This is a genomic window from Shewanella olleyana (assembly GCF_023283825.1).
Taxonomy (GTDB): domain Bacteria; phylum Pseudomonadota; class Gammaproteobacteria; order Enterobacterales; family Shewanellaceae; genus Shewanella; species Shewanella olleyana.
The window spans coordinates 78,633-97,934 of record NZ_JAKILD010000015.1 but is presented as its reverse complement, the minus strand read 5'-3'; the positions used below and the strand labels follow the sequence as shown (position 1 = coordinate 97,934).

Below are 19,302 nucleotides of genomic sequence, written 5' to 3'. Positions count from 1 at the left end.
TTGCTATCATGCTTAACTTTATATATTGGCAGCATTATAGCTAAATTTGTCTATTTAAAAACACCCCTGCAACCATTGTATGTCTTTGCCATTGATAGCAATCACATCAAAGCGGCATGGGGCATTGATTTTGTGTGTTTGTAAGTATTGTTCTGCAGCTTTTCTAATGCGAGATATCTGTGCTGCCGAGACGGCACTTAACGCACCGCCAAACTGGGGTGATGAACGATATTTCACCTCAACAAAGACCCAGTATTGTTTATCTCGCATGATTAAATCGATTTCACCAAAACGGTAACGCTGATTTTGAGTCACAAACTGTAGACCTTGTTGTTCAAGGTAAGTTCGAGCCAATGATTCAGCGTGTTGGCCTTGATTGCGTTCGTTCATAAAAGAAGGTTCATAAAAAGTGCTTCATATTGGGTGCTTTATAAATGACTGTTATAAAGGACGAAGCTGGCCTCGCTGATATTTACCCCAGCTAAGCGTTCGTTCAATCACACCGTCTTTATCAACTGATAAAGCCCCACTGCGTCCGTTAAATTGGTAGCCAGGGAAAGCGCGCATCTGGGCCAAACGACTTACCAGTTCTAGTGAGTCATAACCCATGATATATAAGCGCTTTTGGCCGTTATTCCAATTACTCCATAGTTTACTCACCATGGTCGTTTCAGTATTGGTGCCCATTAACCAAGGGATATCGCTGATCATTAGGTTATTCAGCTCTTGTGCTGATTGAGTTGAATTACCACTTAATCGACTGCGGCTGGTGGTATAAAGTGCAACAGGATCGGCAAACACACTAAAGTTAACGTCGAGGAATGGCTTAAGCAGAACCAAATCTTTAGCGGCAGAAATCATGTAAATAGCATCAATATCTCGGCGTGAACGAAAATCAGCTTCAATATTGCTGCCAATGAGTTCTTTCATACGGGAAATACGTGCTTGGCTATCTTTAACCCCAAGTGCTTCTTGCACTGTGAGTTTCATCTGATCGCCACCATCGTAGTAATGGATTTCGGCGTTTTCTTCTGTTAACTCAAACCACTTTTTATTAAAACTCTCAGCCATACGTTTACCCGTTGAGTCATTGCTGACTAGTAGCAGAGGTAAAGTAATGCCATCGTTATACAGCTTTTGCGCAGCATCACTGGCTTCTTGAGCTGGTGATAACGCAAAATAGAACTGGTCGTTATTGGCTGTGAAGGTTTCCGTTTGGTTCAAATACAGCTGTGGAACGGTCATTAAGCCTTGCTCGTTCAACGCCTGCATTTCTTCCACGGCGTTAGGTAACAAAGGTCCAATAACAAATTCAGCGCCAGCGGCAATTGCGTCTTGATAAGCTTGTTCAACGCCTAGATTAGTATCAAAAAAGTTAAGCTCTATTTGGTCATCATAAGCGGCCATATAACTTGCGATAATACCTTGACGAATAGGCTCTGCAACAGCAGCTCGTCGACCTGTAAGAGGTAAAAGCACGGCAATGTTTTGTGGCTTATAAGGTTTTGCATTCAAAGCTTTTTCTAAATCAGAAGGTAGCTTCATCGCACCAGGGTGATTAGGATTCGCTTGTTGCCATTCACCTAAATAACGCACTAATTGAGAAGGATCTACAGCATAATGTTTAGCAATATAAGCTAGCTGTAACCAACCAGAAAAAGTCGGATTGCTGCTATCGCCCATAAAGCTCTTAATGGTTTCTTCATGTAGAGGCTGAAGTGCACGCCAAATATTATCGTTGACCTCAAAAGCTTGCTCTTTTGGAAGATATAAACTTAATGAGCTTAACTGGCGTAATTCATCAATAGGCTGTTTTGTTTGGTTAAATAAGCGCGCTTTATATTGATGATATGTCACTCGCTGCCAATCGGGGAGCTTCCACTGTTGTGGATAATTCAAAATAGCGAGTGCGTCAGCCTCTGAGCGAGTTTGCTCAGCAACTCTTGCTGAAAGGTATAACCACTCCGCTTGTAAGCTAGGATTTGGCTGTAACTTAGGCTTCATTGAGGTCAATAAAGAATCAGCAGCGCTAAGATTACCTTCGTTCACGTAGGCATGAGCCGCTAATAGTAAATATCTATCACGCTCTTGTGGCTGTTCACTGTTACTTGCTGCCGATAAATAGACATTAGCCGTTTGGGTAACGCTGGCTAACGAACTATCAATAGCTTGTTTGTTATCAGTGATTTGGGTTGCACAACCAAATAGTACGGTAGACAAAATGGCTGCGAAAACAAATTTTGTTGTAATCAGTCTTTTTAACACAGGGCTTCACTCTGGTAAGATGCTGTCTCTAGTTTAACCTGCTCTTTCACTTGGCGAAAGTCCAGATGGTATTCAATACAGAGGTAGTTATGGACCTATCGGTCGCACTTTATATCGTTCCCACTCCCATTGGCAATTTAGGGGATATCAGTAGCCGCGCGATTGAGGTATTAAATAATGTCTCATTGATAGCCTGTGAAGACACTCGCCATAGCGGAAAACTGCTTAGCCACTTCGGTATCGAAACCCGTAAAACAGCACTACACGATCATAATGAGCGTGATAGAGCCCAGTGGATTATTCAAAAGTTAGGTAATGGCGAAGCCGTTGCGCTGATTTCTGATGCAGGTACACCGTTAATTTCAGATCCAGGATATCACCTAGTTAAACAGGTGCGTGAAGCAGGGTTTAACGTTATTCCTTTGCCAGGGCCATGCGCTGCTATAACTGCGTTAAGTGCGTCAGGCTTACCATCTGATAGATTCTCTTTTGAAGGTTTTTTACCGTCTAAAGAAAAGGGCCGCTTAGATAAATTAGCAGCCTTAAAAGAAGACCCGCGCACATTAATTTTTTATGAATCACCGCATCGAATTGTTCACAGTCTTGAATCAATAGTGACGGCATTAGGTGAAGACCGTGAAATTGTTATGGCGCGTGAAGTGACAAAAACGTTTGAGACATTTTTATCTGGCCCTGCCGGGCAAGTTCTGCAACAAGTTAAAGATGATAGTAATCAGCAGCGCGGTGAGATTGTCTTAATGTGTCATGGACATCGCATTGAAGTTGAATCAGAATTCTCAACGACAGTCATTAATACCTTAAAAATTCTTTGTGAAGAGTTGCCATTAAAGAAAGCCGCCGCGGTTGCTGGACAAATTTATGGTTTGAAAAAGAACGCGCTATATAAGCATGGATTAGAGATAGGACTTTAATTCGGGCGTTTGCCAGCATTTACGCTCAATTAACCATCTTTATGTTGGTGTGTTGCTGGTGGTTAGGCTATAATCCGCGCCGAGTTGGCCAGACAGTTGCTGCGTTCGCAAGAACGGGGAGGAAAGTCCGGGCTTCAAAGAGCAGGATACCAGGTAACGCCTGGGCGGTGTAAACCGACGACAAGTGCAGCAGAGAGAAGACCGCCAACTTCGGTTGGTAAGGGTGAAAGGGTGCGGTAAGAGCGCACCGGGCCACTGGTAACAGTTGGTTGCAAGGTAAACTCTATCCGAAGCAAGACCAAATAGGGTCCCACTGCTTACTTAGGTAAGTTAATGCGCTGCTCGCGTTGGGACCGGGTAGGTCGCTTGAGCCTGTGAGCAATTGCAGGCCTAGATGAATAACTGTCCACGACAGGACCCGGCTTATCGGCCAGCTCACCTAATAAATCAAAAAGCCCGTTTATCGAAAGATAAGCGGGCTTTTTGTTGTGCGTAATATATTCATTAAAGTTTAGCTAACCTGTAAATTTTAACTCTATAAATAAATTTCACATGATATTTTAAGCGAGAAGATAACTATAAATGGTGCTTTTTAAAGGAGTGACATTGCTATATTTAATTACACTTTAAATATGCATTTGATAATTATCTAATCTGGTGGCCAAATTCACTATGCCACTTCACTCTATGTGTACGATGGATTTGGATTATTATTAGTAGAACCTGACTCTAAATAGAACGCCTGTGGTGTATGTGCTTTATTATGTGCATTTAGACCATTTATCTCGCCGCTTTCTGTGTGTATTGATCATTGCGTAATGTGACGTTAAACATAATCAGATTCCTATTATAGGTAGTCCGTAATCTTATTGAATATTTTTCATTAATAATTACTCCTTATTTAACACATGCTTTCTTATGTTTTTTATAAATAGGGTTATGTTAACGCTAAGTGCTTTATGTCTCACAGTTACAACCGGATTAAACATAAATTAAACAAGTGAATCAATAGATTGCAGTAACAAGCTGTCACAATAAAATAGCATAATTAGCCGTTCATGAATTGACTGTATATGGCACAAGTGGTAATTTCTCTATCATAACAATAACGCTTTAATCGAAACATTTCTGCTATGAATTAAACATGTTTATTACAGTGGTGAATTTTTTTGAATACAAATGCTTTAGAATTTACTTTTCAGGTTAGACAAAACTTACTTAGCAAGCTGAGTTTTAGTTTTCTTTTTATCGTTACTGCTTTAGCTATTTTTAATGTGACGTATTATCATCATTATTTTTACGCAACTATTGAGTGCATTTTTGTTTTGTTCTCGCTATTTGTGCATGTAAAATCTAAAAGGCACGCGTGTTCTGGTAAGCTTGTGTTCTGCTACCTGCTATATATTGCAGGGTTGATATTATTAGGTATTTACCTAGTACCCGTTCAGAATGTTTTGTTTGTATGGATTTTCTTTTTCCCTACAGTTGCTTACCTTCTTGGTGGCAAGCGTTTAGGTGCTTGCTTAACGTTTTTAACATTGTTGTTATTATTAACCGTTCTTTATATAAAGCTAATAGGCAATCATACCATTGACATTGTAAATGTTATGGTAAACGTCATTTCATGCTATTTATCTATTTGGTGTATTTCGCATTATTTTGAGTTAAGCCGTTCAATGGCAAATGACTCATTAGAAAAGCTCGCCATGACCGACGTGTTAACGGGTATTAATAATCGTTTAGCATTCACAAAAACCTTCACTAAATATCAGAGTCAATACTTGTTAATGGTCGACTTAGATAACTTTAAGTGCATTAATGATAAATATGGACATGATAGTGGTGATAGAGTCCTTAAATTGATCGCTCATTCCTTAAGTACAGAAGTCGGCGCTAAAAATATCTTTCGTCTTGGTGGAGAGGAATTCTGTATTTGGTTTGCTGCAAAAGATACCAATCATGCTCAAGCTTATGCGAATCAACTAAGAGAACAAATCGCGGACTTAGATTTTCAAGTCAATAGTGAGCAGGTACGCCTAAGTTTTAGCGGCGGGTTAGTAAAACATATTCCGGGGTCAACTCAATCTGGACTTTTAAGCCAAGCTGATAATTTACTATATAAAGCAAAAGATGCTGGTAAAAATAAAATCATATTTTAAAAAATAAAATCAAAAACATGGTCACCTATTTTTATCGGCCAGCTCACCTAATAAATCAAAAAGCCCGTTTATCTAGAGATAAACGGGCTTTTTATTTAGATAAAAATGCAATCAGCAACTAATAAACTTTAACTGACTACCTATTTAAAAATAGTAACCGAAGTTAATATTGAATCGCTTATTGGTATCGCCATCACCGACCATGGTGCCGCCAATAAAGGGTTGGTTTTCAGCAACAACAAAATCGAAGTAGGTGTATAAACCGCCAGCAGAAACCGCCATACCTGTGACATTCATGAAGGTGTCTTCAAGTGATGCTGACTTGCCTGTGACGAGTGAGTAATCATTATAAAAGGTTAAGTTCGATACTGGTCCAAAATCAACAGGTAAGCTGTATGCAACGTTAGCGATGTAAGTGGTCGCTTCTGCTGGGATTGAGTCATAGAAGTGGTAGGCGGCAACTACAATACGGTCAACGTCCATGCCGTCAACATCGTAGGCATAATCGGTGACTTGTAATTTCACATTCCAGCGATCGTAATCAATAATGCCGTGGACAGCTGCCGCAAAGTTGTCACCATCTGTGCCGTTGGCTATTTCGAGTTGGCCTGCTTGCACAGAACCGCCGAGTTCAAGACCGAGTTTATCGAAGGTAAAATTGTGGGCGTAACGTAAATTAAAGGTATTCACTTCACCCGCTTCATAGCCTGCAGTTGGCGCATCATAAGCATCTTCACCGTCTAGGCGGATACCGACAACATCATAGGCGTAACGGTCTGTTCTATCTGACACAAAGCCATCAATACCGCCTTGCTCATCATTTTTATAGAAGGCTAAATCAAATTGGTTTACATCGCTTTTATAGGTGTAATTCAGGCCCATATCGTGGTCATCTTCAAGACCCAGATAAAAGTTAGAACTGAAGAAGTAGTTGTTTGATGCATAAGTCAGCATACCGAATGGCACTTGAGTGACACCGATTTTACCTTGCTGGTTTTCATCAAAGTTATAGCCAATCCAAGCATGTTGGACAACGTTCATGTACTCAAACCAGCGATATTGAGCTGAATAAATTAAGTCTCCATAACTGCCTGAAACATCAAGACGGAATAGGTCAAAGTCAAAATCGCCACCGCGATCGGCATTGGCATCATTGAAGTCTTCATAGGAATAATTGACACGCACTGCGCCACCAAAGTTAATTTTAGCTTTTGTTTCTTCAACAATCTTAACTTCTTCATTGACGACTTCGTTTACGACTTCAACTTGGATTTCTTCAATTACTTGCGGCTGTTGTGCTGCTTTTTGCTGTGTTTCTAATTGTTCAATACGATCTTTAAGGGCTTGTAGCTCTTCTTCAATAGAGTTGGCATTGGCACTAGCTGATAACGCTAAAGCAATACAAGAAGCGGCAAGTGTATAACGAGTCATCATATTTCCTATGGAGGGGGGAGTTAATTGATATGGTGCTTATGTTACCATTTTTGGGGTTTTGCTAATAGGATGTTTGTGTTTGGCTGCATGGTGTAACCTGGTGTGCAGAGTGATATAGATCCCATTTATGGAGTAAAACTGACAAGGGCCTGTTGAGCTTTAAAAAGTGCTTTTGCAGCGAACTTTGGTCAGATAAATAATGCCCTATTAAATAAATTTCTTGCCAACAAAGTCTAAAGTGAAAAGATCGACAGATAATAGGATTATAAAGTTTTTTGATTTTCTTAATATAACTTCAATATATTGAAGCTATCTCAATGACAACTTTAAATGGTTTTTATCGTGTGGGTTAGCAGGTTAAATTAAAATATAGCTATTCTTAAGCGAGGTTTAAAGGCGAGGAATAAGCACAAGAGTGTTATAGACGCATGTTTTGTGCCTTTTAAGGCTTGAAGATTACGGGAAAATTAACTGCGCTTAGCGCAATCTTTACACAAGCATTGCAGTTCAATTTGGGAGTTAATCAATTGAAAATCAGCTTGCTCAATGCTGTTTTTCAAAGCATCAATTACACTGGTTTGAATACCTTTTTCAGCAACTTTGCCACAGTTTTTACAGATTAAAAATTGAGGTACTTCATGCACATGATCACAAGTGATATGTGAGCAAGCGAGGTATTTATTTTCAGATGAAAGCTTATGTACAAGCGACATTGTGCTGAGTGCATCTAGCATGCGGTAAACAGACATAGGCGGCAATGATTCATCATGGGTATTACGATATTTTTCGACAATATCATAAGCTGATAATGGCTTATCAGCATCTAATAGCACGCCTAATACGTTCTTTCTTTTTGCAGTGAACTTAACGCCATTATTGCGGCATATTTGCTCCGCTTTAGTAAAGATAGCGACTTTATTACTAGTAGACATAGTTCAACTCTAGATGACATCAATTTGGCGTTATTATTTCTGCTAAGGCTGACATTGTAAATAATAATGTCTCAACAGTTTTAACTCACTCACTTTGCTTGGAAGAGATGTAAACGGTTTCCAAGATTAAAAGTAGGCTGAGCTGAGGTTTAGTCATCGGCCATATAAAAGAAAGTTATCGCCAAGCGTTTTTCTCTTTTATCTTCGCCAAAATAGCCACTGGCACTATGGGCAATATTCCCTTTAAAAAGAATAAGTCGATTAAATCGGTTTTCAATACTGACATCTTCATACCAAGCACTTGGTGGTAGACTTTGAGTATTTAAAGCATCTACAAGATTTAAGTATGGTTTATTGACTGTATTACCTCCGGCGGCACCATTAGCATACTTTAAACGGTAAAAAGAAGTGCCAGAATGGGGAGCAGGTTGTTTATTTAAATATAGAACAGCGCCGAACCTGCACAGTTTTCTATTATCAACATGAGGTCTTGCTGCGCCTTCTTTGGCGCCAACTAAAATCGCCGTATTTGTGTCAACCACAACATCTTTTGATTCTGCTACCCAAATATTATCTTTGCCTATCTTTTGTTTAATCCATTGTTCTAATAGTTCTAATTCCTTTTTCTTTAGCGCATTTTTGGAACGCATTCCTGGCCACAGTTCGTCAGTATATGGCTTGCCTAGTTTCCATTTAGTTTTGGTGTAACATCGATTAGCAATATCAGTAGCTTGCTTGTCAGTAAAAAAATTATCAGCAATCCAATAGTTGACGTTCTCTTCAGGTTTTTCATAAGGAAGTGTTGGCGAGTTGAATGGTACTTCAGGTAGTGTCAGATTGGTTGAATACTTTTCATGCATGCTAAGGGTTCTCTATTTAAGAGCGTAAAACGACCATTTTTATTTTTATAGATTTTCTAACATCATGGTAACAATATTTTATATTTAAGGGCAATTAAGCTTATTACAATGAAAAAACAAGGATACTAATGTATTGCCATTTCCATAGCTTTTTTCATTAAAAGCTATGGAATTCCTGTCATTCATGATTGTTAAGTGGAATTAAGACGTTTCTATGTCGTGATGTTGCTTTAACTTAAGGAACAACACATCTTTTAAATTTGCTCGCTGTACTTTGAGCTGATGCATATGCTCGTCATCAGTTGGGCTACCTTCAACTTCTAACTCGCGTATTTCATAATCTAACAAGTGATACTGCTTGGATAAGGTTTCAAACTCTTTATCTTTATGATTCAAATAAACAATGTCTTTCTTAAACTCTGGAAAGTCAAAAATAAGTGCATGATTCTCATTTAACATAGGTATTCCCCTGAAATGGTGAATTGAAATTCTTTATTTTGAAAAGTTTTCTTTAAAACTAAAATCACTATAGCACTATGATATTGAGTAAAGGTATAAGTTTGAGAGGTTTAGCGATCTAGGTAACAAAAACGCTAGCATCAATCGATATGCTGGCGTCTTATGGCATTTATGCAAGCAAGGAGCTACATTGCTCGTTTGCTATAGCGCTGCTCAAAGTTAAACGAGCTCATTTTCATGGTACGAACTGAATCTACCCAGCCCATCACCATTGGCACTAAAGTCCAGCTGAATACTAAGTAAAGGCTGCCTTTTAAGTGCTGACCTAAATAGAATTTATGTAAACCTAAGCCACCGAATAGAAAACCAAACCAGATTGCGAATTTCTGGTTTTTGATTCGAATATTTGGGTCAATGCCTGAAAGTGCTTCTAATCCTTGAATCGCCTGACATTGTGGGCAGGTGACATGATTAGAATCTATATTCTGATTGCATTGTGAACAGGCTACTTGAGGCATTACAAACTCCAAAGATCAATATTGCTAATGAGGCATTATGAGTACAAGTGTGCGCTCAGTTCTAGTGTTCTAGATCTCACTATTAAAATAAAAAAGCATTGGTAATCGACAAAATTATTGTCAATGGAGTAAGTCGCTAATTTTTAGATAGTTAATAACTAAAGGGTGAATCGTGCTGGTTTGTAAGTTCATGAAATTAGGTGGTATTTTCTTATCGTTAATCTAGCGTAAATCAGTTTTGTTTCGAATCGATTTCAGTCAGATGAAATGTCTATTAGCAATGTTATTGCTCATGACTTGAGTCATTAACATTACACTTGTTAATTATCTTGGTTGGGTTGTGGTTGATTTTACATGTGCTTTGTAAACGATTTTTATCTTTTTTTATACCTTGCTCTGCTTGCAGATAAAGCTCAGTTCGATTGTGATGCGATGTTTCAGCTAGGAAACTATTTTGGGATTGGGGTAGCTATAGGAAGTATATTGGGTAAAAAGTGGCAACAGATATGGTTTTGATTATTAGCAAAATGAAGCGGGTCACAGTTATCAAAACTCACTGCCGCAGTTTGTGAACAACATTACGGTTTATTGGCTTAAAAGCACGTACGTTAAGCTCACTATAGATAAGGCTAGCCGCTTAAGTCGGCAAAAATTGGCTAATGACTTAGCTAAGTCATTAGCTAATGACTATCACATTATTAGGAACCTCAGCATGTCAGAATCAAACACAATGCCAAGCAAAGCTTTTTTCGATCGCGCTAACGCGATTATTCAAGTGGCCAATGATCATAATCAAGACCCTGAAATTAAAACCGGCGAGATCAGTGCTTCATTCATGTATGCATTAACACGTTATAACGCTTGGTTTGGTTCTACAGGTTTTAAAACCGCAGAACAAATGCAGTCAAAGAAAGCTGAAATGATGAAGTACTATGTTGACGAATATACCAAGATGCTAGAAGGCAATATGGATGATTATATTGCTAACTTTGACGAATACCGTAGAACCCAAAAGTAAGGCTAAATTAGTCACTTTAACGCGTTAAACCTATCGTTAATGATCAATATAAAACCATTATTAATTTATCTGATAGTGGTTTTATTTTATGTCACTTCTCTGTCTTGTTGATTCAGCACAGTCGCTCTTCTGCTTTATAACTTATCGCCCATTAACACATAGCATCAGTAATTTTTTTGCTTGATTATCCATTGTTAACACTGTCACATTTGTTAATTTGTTGTTTGGATACAAATTGTTGCAGTGATTTCGCCTTTATTGTTCTTTGTGAACTTTCTGTTTTTTGTAACTGGTGTAAGATGCCAAATTTATACAAGTTACAACTTAAATTCACATCATTTCGATTACTTATTGAAGTTGAGATATCACTTAACAAAAGTAATCTATTTAAAAGGCTTAAAGGATGAAAAGCTCATTTAAAAAGCAACAAGGCATAGTGTTGTTTTTCTCACTCATTGTGCTCGTTGTTATGACGATAATCGGAGTGGGTTTAGCCGTAAATTCTAGCCAATCATTACGTATGGCTGGGGCTGGCTCTGACAGTGTTGCGGCTAGGTTAGCTGCTATTGGTGCGCAGTCATTAGCCTTAGAAAATAACAAAGGTGTTGTAATGGCCAATATTGCTGAGCCGCTCAATATTGCTCATGTGAATTTTAATGTGAATTCGGTTATTTCGCCATTAACGATTCAAGATGTGAATTGTCAACGTACCTCCAAAGCTTATGCTGCAGATACTGTCAGTTGTCGCCGTTCAGAAATAAGCAGTACTGCCACTTTTGGCCGCGGTAATTTGGGCTCATTGACTGTCGTGACGGGTGTGGAACAGGAAGTATTTACAGGAAGTTAAATCATGTTGAAACAAACACTGGTGTGTGCCGGGCTATTTTTTATTGCAGGCTATAGCGGACAGAATTTAGCCGACGATACAGAACTGTATGTGACTGAGTCTAGTATTCGTACCAATGAGCGCCCGCAAGTGCTCATTATCTTCGACACTTCTGGGAGTATGGAGTATGTCGGCACCATAGGTAACAATAATTTTGGTAAAGTTATTTTTAAAGCTGATGAACAGTATGACCAAGAAAATGAAAATTTAAATGGGCAGACAACTCTCTATTATAGCAATGATGTAGAATCAATTCCGAGCACTTCAAGCAGTGCCAATATTCTCTCTAAGTATAATGGTTGCGCTCAGTCACACGACTATCTTGAGCGGTATGGCATGTATACTGGTTATATACGCCATTACGAGGCTGGTACCCGTACTTGGGCAGAATTACCAATGGATAAAGGTAATAAAATTGATACCTTAGATTGTCTTGAAGATATTCTTGAGCAAGACCAAGGTAATGGCCAAGGTCAGCAGCAAAGCAATGCCTTTTACCCGAATGGTTTCCCTGTTGATGGTTATGACAAACCCTATCTAACCCCTGGATCTGACCAAGATTCAATTGATGATGCGATTTCAAAATCAAAAAGCACTCAATTTGGCCTTGGAACTGCCATAACGCTTTATACAAAAAAATACGTGCAATGGTATCACTCCAACAAATCCACGATGAATTATACCCGTATGGATGTCGCCAAACGAGTGATTGAAGACACCATTATTAACACGCCAGGTGTGGATTTTGGTTTAGCTATTTTTAATAAGGACGATAAAGATAAAAATTCGGGTGGAAGGATAATTCATGCTATTCAACCTTTTACCGATCAAAATAAAAAGTCTCTATTAACCAAAGTGCAAGGGCTTGAAGGGGTATATCGAAACTATACGCCGCTTTGTGACACTTTATTTGAAGCCTATCGCTACTTCAGTGGCGGAGATGTTCACTTTGGTAATAACCCTGTGGAGCCTTATTCACAGCCAAGACCCAATGGCTATGAGGCGGATACCGGTGACATCAATATCACTCGTGATATGAACGCGGAATCTAATGGCAGATATATTTCGCCATTTGTGGGGAAACGCTGCCAGTCTAATGCTTCTATTGTTTATATAACGGATGGAGAACCCACTAGAGATGGTTATTCCAATGGGCTTATTTCTACGTTAGTTGGCAAAACTATTACAGGAGGAAACGGGCTTGCGGCATTATCAAAGTGGATGTATGAGAATGACGTTAATACTAATGAAGATAACTTCCAGAATGTGACAACACATACCATTGGTTTCAGTGATGGAGCCGATAACGCAGAAACATTACTTAAGCTGACTGCAAAAAATGGCGGCGGAGAGTATTACTCAGCCAAAAGTGCTGATGCGCTGCAAAAAGCACTGCAAAATGTGTTTGCTGAAGTCCAAAACAAGCCTGCATCTTTTAATTCTCCGGCAATTTCTTCAGGGCGAGTCGACACCAACAGCTCCGCTTATTATTCAATGTTTTTACCCTCTAAAGGGCCACGATGGTCAGGCAATTTGAAAAAACTGTCTGTTGGAAGTGATGGCACTGTGGAGGATGCTAACGGTAATGATGCACTGGATAGTGGTGGTTTAATAAAAGGGTCAGCTTGTACTTACTGGACCGTTGATTGTACCAGCATGGCAGGAAATGGTGATGGCAGCGCGGTTCAATTAGGCGGCGCAGCGCAACATTTACAGGGTAATACTGAACGAGCCATATACAGCAACTTGGGTTTCAGTAATTTTGAGCCATTGAATAAGAACAATGCACAAAATGCGTTAGGTGGTGAAGAAGAGTTAGCCAGCTTCATGGGAGTGCAAGAAGATGAATTAGATAACTTATTCAAATGGATCCAAGGCTACGATGTCGATGATGATAACGACAACAATATTACCAACGAATTACGCCAAGATATTATGGGAGATTCACTGCATTCAAAGCCGTTGGCAATTAATTATGGCACTAAAAACTCGCCAAACATCAAGCTATTTATTGGCACTAATCACGGCTTATTGCACATGTTTAACGATAGTGGTGAAGAGGTAAATGAGTCTTGGGCATTTATGCCTAAAGAGTTACTCACTAACGTGCGAGAGTTAAGAGATAATCCCGAGACTGGGGTGCACTCGGTTTACGGTATGGACAGTTCTCCTGTTGCTTATATTAAAAAAAGCGGCGATAACATTGATAAAGCATGGCTATTTGTGGGGATGCGCCGAGGAGGTAACGCTTATTACGCCTTTGATATTACTCATCCTGATTCTCCTAAATTTAAATGGCAGATCAATCCAAACTCAATGGGCATGAGTGAACTGGGTCAATCATGGTCTGAACCCGTCGTAACCTATATTCCAGGATATCCTGCAGGGAACACCTCACTTGAAAATGCGAAACCTGTGGTCATTATTGGAGGCGGGTATTCACCAGCGACGAAAGACAGTGAATCAGTCGGTATAAATGACACTATTGGTAGAGGTGTTTACATTTTAGATGCTGATACAGGTGAACTGGTTCATCATTTCGGCACCAGTTTTGGTACGGGCAAAACACAACTTGCTGGCATTAATGACAGTATCCCCAATAAAGTGGCGATACTCGACAGCGACAACGATGGGTTAACTGACAGAATTTACGCAACAGATACAGGCGCCAACATATGGCGGATGGACTTGCCCAGTGGTGAGCCAAATGGTGCAGATGCGCCGTGGACAGGCTACAAACTTGCAAGCCTAGGTGGTCAAAGTCAGTTTAATGATCGCCGTTTTTTTGCAGAACCGATTATCGCACAAACGATGCTCACGAATATGCATGAAGTGAATGACAATGGCAGCACTTATAGTACGTATCAAACCATTCCCTATGATGCGATAGCAGTAGGGACTGGGCATCGGCCACACCCATTAGATAAAACACGTTCAGATAAATTCTTTGTTATTCAGGATCGTAATGTGGTGACTCGGTCATTTAATGGCAGTATAAATCCCATTCCAGAAGCGCTAGAGATCGATGATTTGTTTGATGTTACCGAGGCGCCACCTTTGTCGGATTCTGCAAATAAGTTATTCAGTACTAAAAAAGGCTGGTATTACAGCTTTTCAAATGTAGGTGAAAAGAGTTTATCTGCAGCACTTATTGCCAAGGGGCGAGTCTTCTTTACTTCTTATGTCCCTGGTGACGTAGAAGATGAAAACCTTTGTTTAACCACAGGAGTAGGACATTTATACGGCTTTGATTTACACCGAGGCATACGTTCATATTCCAGCTTATATTATGAGACTGGAGAGGGGATACCCGATACCCCAACCATTGTTGTCCCTGAGGGGCAAGAGGGAGGGGATAATATGTATATGATAGGTATTGGCCGTGCTGGTGATAATATGGAGAAAGCGCCAGGTTTTGATGACGGATGTGCTGAAGGTGATTCTCGTTGTATTAGTGGTGGCTTACAAATGAATAAAATTTATTTCCATAGTCAGAATTAACCGGAATAATTGAGTTATCACATTTTTAAAAGTCGTAGGTTAAGTTTAATGCAGCGCTATTCTTCTTTGATCTAATCTATGACTTATCAATGTTATTAATAGCTACTTTAGTTATATCTATTCTAATTACATTGTCTTATTGTTCTCTATTATGGATTGTTAGTTTTTAAATCGAGTTGGTTAGTTTGTATTTAAAAATAGATACGAAGGGGGGTAATTAAATTTTTATGTTTATTGTTAGTTATTCAATGCGTAATAAAAATGAAACTTAACTTTTTAAAAGTAATGATCAACTGTTGCGGTTAAGTTGCTTGAAACCTCTTTGTTTGTAATTAGCTCTTTGTGTTTGCGTTTGTTGTTGTGTGCAGTAAAAAAATAATTAGACTAAATTTTATTGTACTTGCTACTGATTTAAACCTATTTAAATCTTTATCAAGGTTAATGATATTGTCAGAACTGAAAGTTAATGATCATAAATCCATTTAAAGCTAATGCGGGTTGCCTTAAATAGCCACAATTTGTGTTTTTTTCTTATTATGAAAAAAATAAAATTACTTAAAGCTCCATTTTTGTAAATCACACCTCAACCCGTTTTTGTTTATCATGCTGTTTTGTAAGGTTTTAAGTTTTACTATTTAACGAGTGTTCATACTGCAGCATATTTCTTTCGTACTAGGTCAATTTTTATCCATTTATAAAGTCCGCAAATTTAATCGCTAACTAAGATATTTGTAACCATAAAAACATCTTTATCAATATTAAAATAAATATTTATTAGTTATTTTAATAATTCTGTAACCTTTATGTGGAATTAATTTGACTGTAATTTGTGCTTTTTATGTAGTTTTATATTTTAAATTTATTATTTTACTGAAATTATTACTCGGTTTAATAAGTGTTTTGTTGTTAATTGTTCTCTTTGTGGGGCTATTGTTTCCTTTACTTGTTTATTAAATTTAATTAATTTATCGCCGTCTTTAGAGACGCCAAACATATTAGTTAATAGTTACTGCTTTATTAGGGAGTTAATGAGTTTTTTAATCGGCGGTAATGATTTGAGTGAAATAAATCAAAATTCCTTTGGAGTGAACATGAAATTTAATGCTAAGAAGCTTCTTCTTGTTTCAAGCGTTGCAGCAGCACTAGCGGGTTGTAACTCATCAGACGATAAAAAAGATTCGATTAGTCTCGATCTTCGTTTAATGGAAACCACAGATATCCATACAAACGTAATGCCTTACAATTACTTTGTTAGCCAAGCTGATAACGAAGAGAACCTACCTGAGTGGGGCTTAGCACGTACTTCTTTAGTGATTGCAGAAACGCGCAAAGAAGTGGCTAATAGCATGTTGTTTGACAACGGTGATTTAATCCAAGGTAGTCCAATGGGCGATTACATGGCAGCTCTTGGCGCAGAACACCTTAAAGATGAAACTCACCCAGTTTACAAGGCGATGAACCACTTAGAGTATGACGCTGCTAACTTAGGTAACCATGAGTTCAACTATGGCCTTGAATATCTAGGCGAAGCGCTTGAAGGTTCTGAGTTCCCTTATGTAAGTGCCAACGTTTGGAAAGCTGATGACTCGCTAGAAAAAGTGAGCGATGCAACTGAAGAATGTGAAGTTCGCATTACTGAAGAGTTCTATGACGCAGCTGAGCATATGTATAACCCATATGTGATTTTAGATCGCGAATTTATCGCTGATGATGGTAAAGCACATACTGTTAAAGTCGGTGTGATTGGTTTCACTCCACCGGATATTATGGGTTGGGATGCATCTAACTTAGTCTGTAATGTTGTTGTTTCTGATATTAAGAAAACGGCTGAGCACTACGTACCAATTATGAAAGCTGAAGGTGCAGACGTTATCGTTGCAATTCCTCATTCTGGCTTGAACAATAATGATGATGAATTTGCTGAAAACGCCACATTACATTTAGCTTATGTCGACGATGTTGACGCCATCATGTTTGGTCATGATCATCGTGATTTCCCAAATGACACTGGTGAGTACGGAGACATTCCAGATGTTGATGAAGAAAAAGGCTTAATTAACGGTATTCCAGCTGTGATGCCAGGCTACTGGGGCGCGAAATTAGGTGTTATTGATCTTAAACTTAACTCAAAAGATGGCGGCGAAACGTGGTCTGTTGATCATTCTAAGTCAACTGCTGCACTTCGTTCATTAGTTGAAGGTTCGGATGGCGAAATCGAAGATTTAGTGGAAACTGAACATGAAGGCACGGTTGAGTATATGGCTGAAACGATTGCCGAAATCGATGTCAACATGAACAGCTTCTTCCCACAAGTGGTGCCTGATTTATCTATGCAAGTTGTGAATGAAGCGCAGCTTCATCAGTTAAAAAAATGGAAAGAAGCAGGTGATTTTGCTGATGCATCTGACGATGCCTTGCTCTTATCTGTATCTGCACCTTTTAAATCAGGTCGTAATGGCGGAGCTGACTACACCAATATTCAAGAAGGTGAGCTAACTAACGCATCAATTGCTGATATCTATGTGTTTGATAACAACACCCCAGCCGTTTTAAAAATGACTGGTAAAGATATGAGAAACTGGATTGAGTGGATTAACTCAAATGCATACAGAAGCTTACCACTAGCTGACGGTGAAACCTTCCTTGTTGAAGAATTCCCTGGTTATAACTTTGATGCATTCTTCGGTGGTTTTGATGCCGAAGGTAATGGTTTACTTAAGTACAAAGTTAACGTTGAAAAAGAGTCTAAGTACACCAATATTGATGGTTTTAAGTATGACACAACGGATAGTGAGCAGCTAACTAGCCTAACTTATAACGGTGTTGAAATTGCAGATGATGCTGAAATCTACGTCATTACCAATAACTATCGTGCATCTAACTCAGATATGCCTGGTGTTGATAATGCCACTATCGTTAAAGAAGATGGTTCCATTGTTAACCGTGACTTAGTACAAACCTACTTGGCTGATCTTTTAGAAGAGCAAGAAGGGACAAAGTTGTCATTCCCTAACGCTAAAGTGTTTGAGCTTGAAGCGCCAACTACCACTACTAGTGTGTCATTTGCTTCTGCAAGACTAGAAGAAGGTTTCCGTTGTGCAGATAAGATCACTGGTCTTTCAACCGAGCAAGAAGATGGGACTAAAGAAGGGACTGAAGGGTTCACTATTTACAACTTTAACTTTGATTACAGTGGTGAATTCAACTGTTCTGCTAAGTAACTTTTAGCTGACTAAATTTCGTTAAGTAAATAGATATTTTATGCATTTAACGTAAGTTTTTAATAAAGCCCTGCGTAGCAATATGCAGGGCTTTTTATTGTCTCGAAATCGACGTATGAACTGATTAGGTTAATTTTAAGCGAGTATTGCACACTCAAGTTAATTCTAAATCAATGGCTTAATTGGCCCACGAACCTTGATCTCTTGATTACACCTCCCCGTAATGGAGCAATTTTCTAGCTCTACCATCATATGGTCGATAAAGCGTTGGCTCGCCAGGCTTATATAGCGTCTTGATGGATAAACTAAGTAACATTTTCCTTCGTAGGGGGCTATTTCTTTAAATAGCATCACAAGGTCACCCGATTCCACATGCTCTTGGCAAAAAGGAAGTGGCATCATAGAGATGCCATTACCTGCTAATGTCGCCTCTAAGCACACAGAAAGGCTATTAACACAGAGGTTGCCTTTTACTGTTAACGTCATGTCTTGTCCAAATGGCACCTCGTTAAAAATACGCCCGTTAGGATAGCGAAATAAAATTGAATTGTGATGCGTTACATCTTCAGGTGTTTTGGGTATTCCCGCTTTTTTTAGATAAGTAGGACTGGCAAAAAAGTGCACCGTTTCAGTCATGATATGCCGAGCCACCATTTCATTTTCATTAAATGAGTCTTCTAGCATGAAGGCTAAATCAATGTTGTTGCGGATCATATCTTGAGGCTCAGCGCTGACGATAATCTCAACTGTGATGGAAGGGTGTAAATCCATAAACTGTAAAATACCTTGGGTAATTTGTAACAGTTCAGGGATAGGGAAAATTAAAATACGTAAATGACCACTGACTTCAGATTTAGCATCGGTGAGCTCGGAGATAGTTTGTTCAAGTGACGACATCATCGATGTGGTCTTATCATAAAAATGCGTCCCCGATGCCGTTAAGGTCATCGAGCGACTTTGGCGATGGAATAGTTTGACATTCAGCTCTTCTTCTAAGCCATTTAAACGGCGACTAAGTGTCGATTTAGGCAAGTTAAGAATGTCCGCAGCTTCAACGAGACTGCCGGTTTCTACAATTCTGTGGAATAAAGATATATCTTCGGTTTTCATGTTTACA

The 19,302-nt window shown here is 39.0% G+C and carries 14 protein-coding genes and 1 other RNA gene; 7 read left to right on the top strand and 8 right to left on the bottom strand.

The annotated features are described in order from the left end of the window. Nucleotides 1-54: 54 nt before the first annotated feature. On the bottom strand, nt 55-390 hold the full coding sequence (locus L2735_RS12195; RefSeq protein WP_248984972.1) for a YraN family protein: 336 nt from the start codon (nt 388-390) through the stop codon (nt 55-57). Between the two features lie 51 nt (nt 391-441). After that, on the bottom strand, nt 442-2,265 hold the full coding sequence (locus tag L2735_RS12190) for a penicillin-binding protein activator (RefSeq protein ID WP_248984971.1): 1,824 nt from the start codon (nt 2,263-2,265) through the stop codon (nt 442-444). 89 nt (nt 2,266-2,354) lie between these two features. Between L2735_RS12190 and rsmI the strand changes: the two genes are divergently transcribed. The 3 genes from rsmI (at nt 2,355) to L2735_RS20110 (ending at nt 5,356) form a co-directional block, all read left to right on the top strand. After that, the gene (gene rsmI / locus L2735_RS12185) at nt 2,355-3,197 is read left to right on the top strand and encodes a 16S rRNA (cytidine(1402)-2'-O)-methyltransferase (RefSeq protein ID WP_248984970.1); all 843 of its coding nucleotides are present in this window, start codon (nt 2,355-2,357) and stop codon (nt 3,195-3,197) included. An 80-nt stretch (nt 3,198-3,277) separates the two neighbouring features. Continuing rightward, nucleotides 3,278-3,639, top strand: an RNA gene (rnpB, locus tag L2735_RS12180) — RNase P RNA component class A. 727 nt (nt 3,640-4,366) lie between these two features. Beyond that, complete coding sequence (locus L2735_RS20110; protein ID WP_346348134.1) at nt 4,367-5,356, top strand: GGDEF domain-containing protein; 990 nt, start codon at nt 4,367-4,369, stop codon at nt 5,354-5,356. A gap of 144 nt (nt 5,357-5,500) precedes the next feature. Here L2735_RS20110 and L2735_RS12170 read toward each other — a convergent pair whose 3' ends face one another. From L2735_RS12170 to L2735_RS12150, 5 genes are all read right to left on the bottom strand, one after another. Then, nucleotides 5,501-6,787, bottom strand: a complete 1,287-nt coding sequence (locus L2735_RS12170; protein WP_248984968.1) for a carbohydrate porin — start codon at nt 6,785-6,787, stop codon at nt 5,501-5,503. A gap of 470 nt (nt 6,788-7,257) precedes the next feature. Next, nucleotides 7,258-7,722 carry a Fur family transcriptional regulator gene (locus tag L2735_RS12165; RefSeq protein ID WP_248984967.1) on the bottom strand — a complete coding sequence of 155 codons (465 nt, stop codon included), beginning with the start codon at nt 7,720-7,722 and terminating at the stop codon, nt 7,258-7,260. A 149-nt stretch (nt 7,723-7,871) separates the two neighbouring features. Next, a complete protein-coding gene (locus L2735_RS12160) occupies nt 7,872-8,582 on the bottom strand; it encodes a DUF6445 family protein (protein ID WP_248984966.1) in 711 nt (236 codons plus the stop codon). 201 nt (nt 8,583-8,783) lie between these two features. Beyond that, nucleotides 8,784-9,041 carry an HP1242/YdcH family protein gene (locus L2735_RS12155; RefSeq protein WP_248984965.1) on the bottom strand — a complete coding sequence of 86 codons (258 nt, stop codon included), beginning with the start codon at nt 9,039-9,041 and terminating at the stop codon, nt 8,784-8,786. Between the two features lie 185 nt (nt 9,042-9,226). Then, complete coding sequence (locus L2735_RS12150; protein ID WP_248984964.1) at nt 9,227-9,559, bottom strand: TM2 domain-containing protein; 333 nt, start codon at nt 9,557-9,559, stop codon at nt 9,227-9,229. A gap of 712 nt (nt 9,560-10,271) precedes the next feature. On the opposite strand from L2735_RS12150, the gene L2735_RS12145 reads away from it, so the two are divergent. The 4 genes from L2735_RS12145 (at nt 10,272) to L2735_RS12130 (ending at nt 18,185) form a co-directional block, all read left to right on the top strand. Next, nucleotides 10,272-10,577 carry a DUF3144 domain-containing protein gene (locus L2735_RS12145; protein ID WP_248984963.1) on the top strand — a complete coding sequence of 102 codons (306 nt, stop codon included), beginning with the start codon at nt 10,272-10,274 and terminating at the stop codon, nt 10,575-10,577. Nucleotides 10,578-10,980: 403 nt separating this feature from the next. Next, nucleotides 10,981-11,424: a pilus assembly PilX family protein gene (locus tag L2735_RS12140; protein ID WP_248984962.1), complete on the top strand. Its 444-nt coding sequence runs from the start codon at nt 10,981-10,983 to the stop codon at nt 11,422-11,424. 3 nt (nt 11,425-11,427) lie between these two features. After that, on the top strand, nt 11,428-14,964 hold the full coding sequence (locus L2735_RS12135) for a pilus assembly protein (RefSeq protein WP_248984961.1): 3,537 nt from the start codon (nt 11,428-11,430) through the stop codon (nt 14,962-14,964). Nucleotides 14,965-16,055: 1,091 nt separating this feature from the next. After that, nucleotides 16,056-18,185, top strand: a complete 2,130-nt coding sequence (locus L2735_RS12130; RefSeq protein ID WP_248984960.1) for a bifunctional 2',3'-cyclic-nucleotide 2'-phosphodiesterase/3'-nucleotidase — start codon at nt 16,056-16,058, stop codon at nt 18,183-18,185. Nucleotides 18,186-18,350: 165 nt separating this feature from the next. On the opposite strand, the gene L2735_RS12125 is transcribed toward L2735_RS12130, so the two are convergent. Beyond that, nucleotides 18,351-19,295: a LysR family transcriptional regulator gene (locus L2735_RS12125; protein ID WP_248984959.1), complete on the bottom strand. Its 945-nt coding sequence runs from the start codon at nt 19,293-19,295 to the stop codon at nt 18,351-18,353. Nucleotides 19,296-19,302 lie beyond the last annotated feature (7 nt).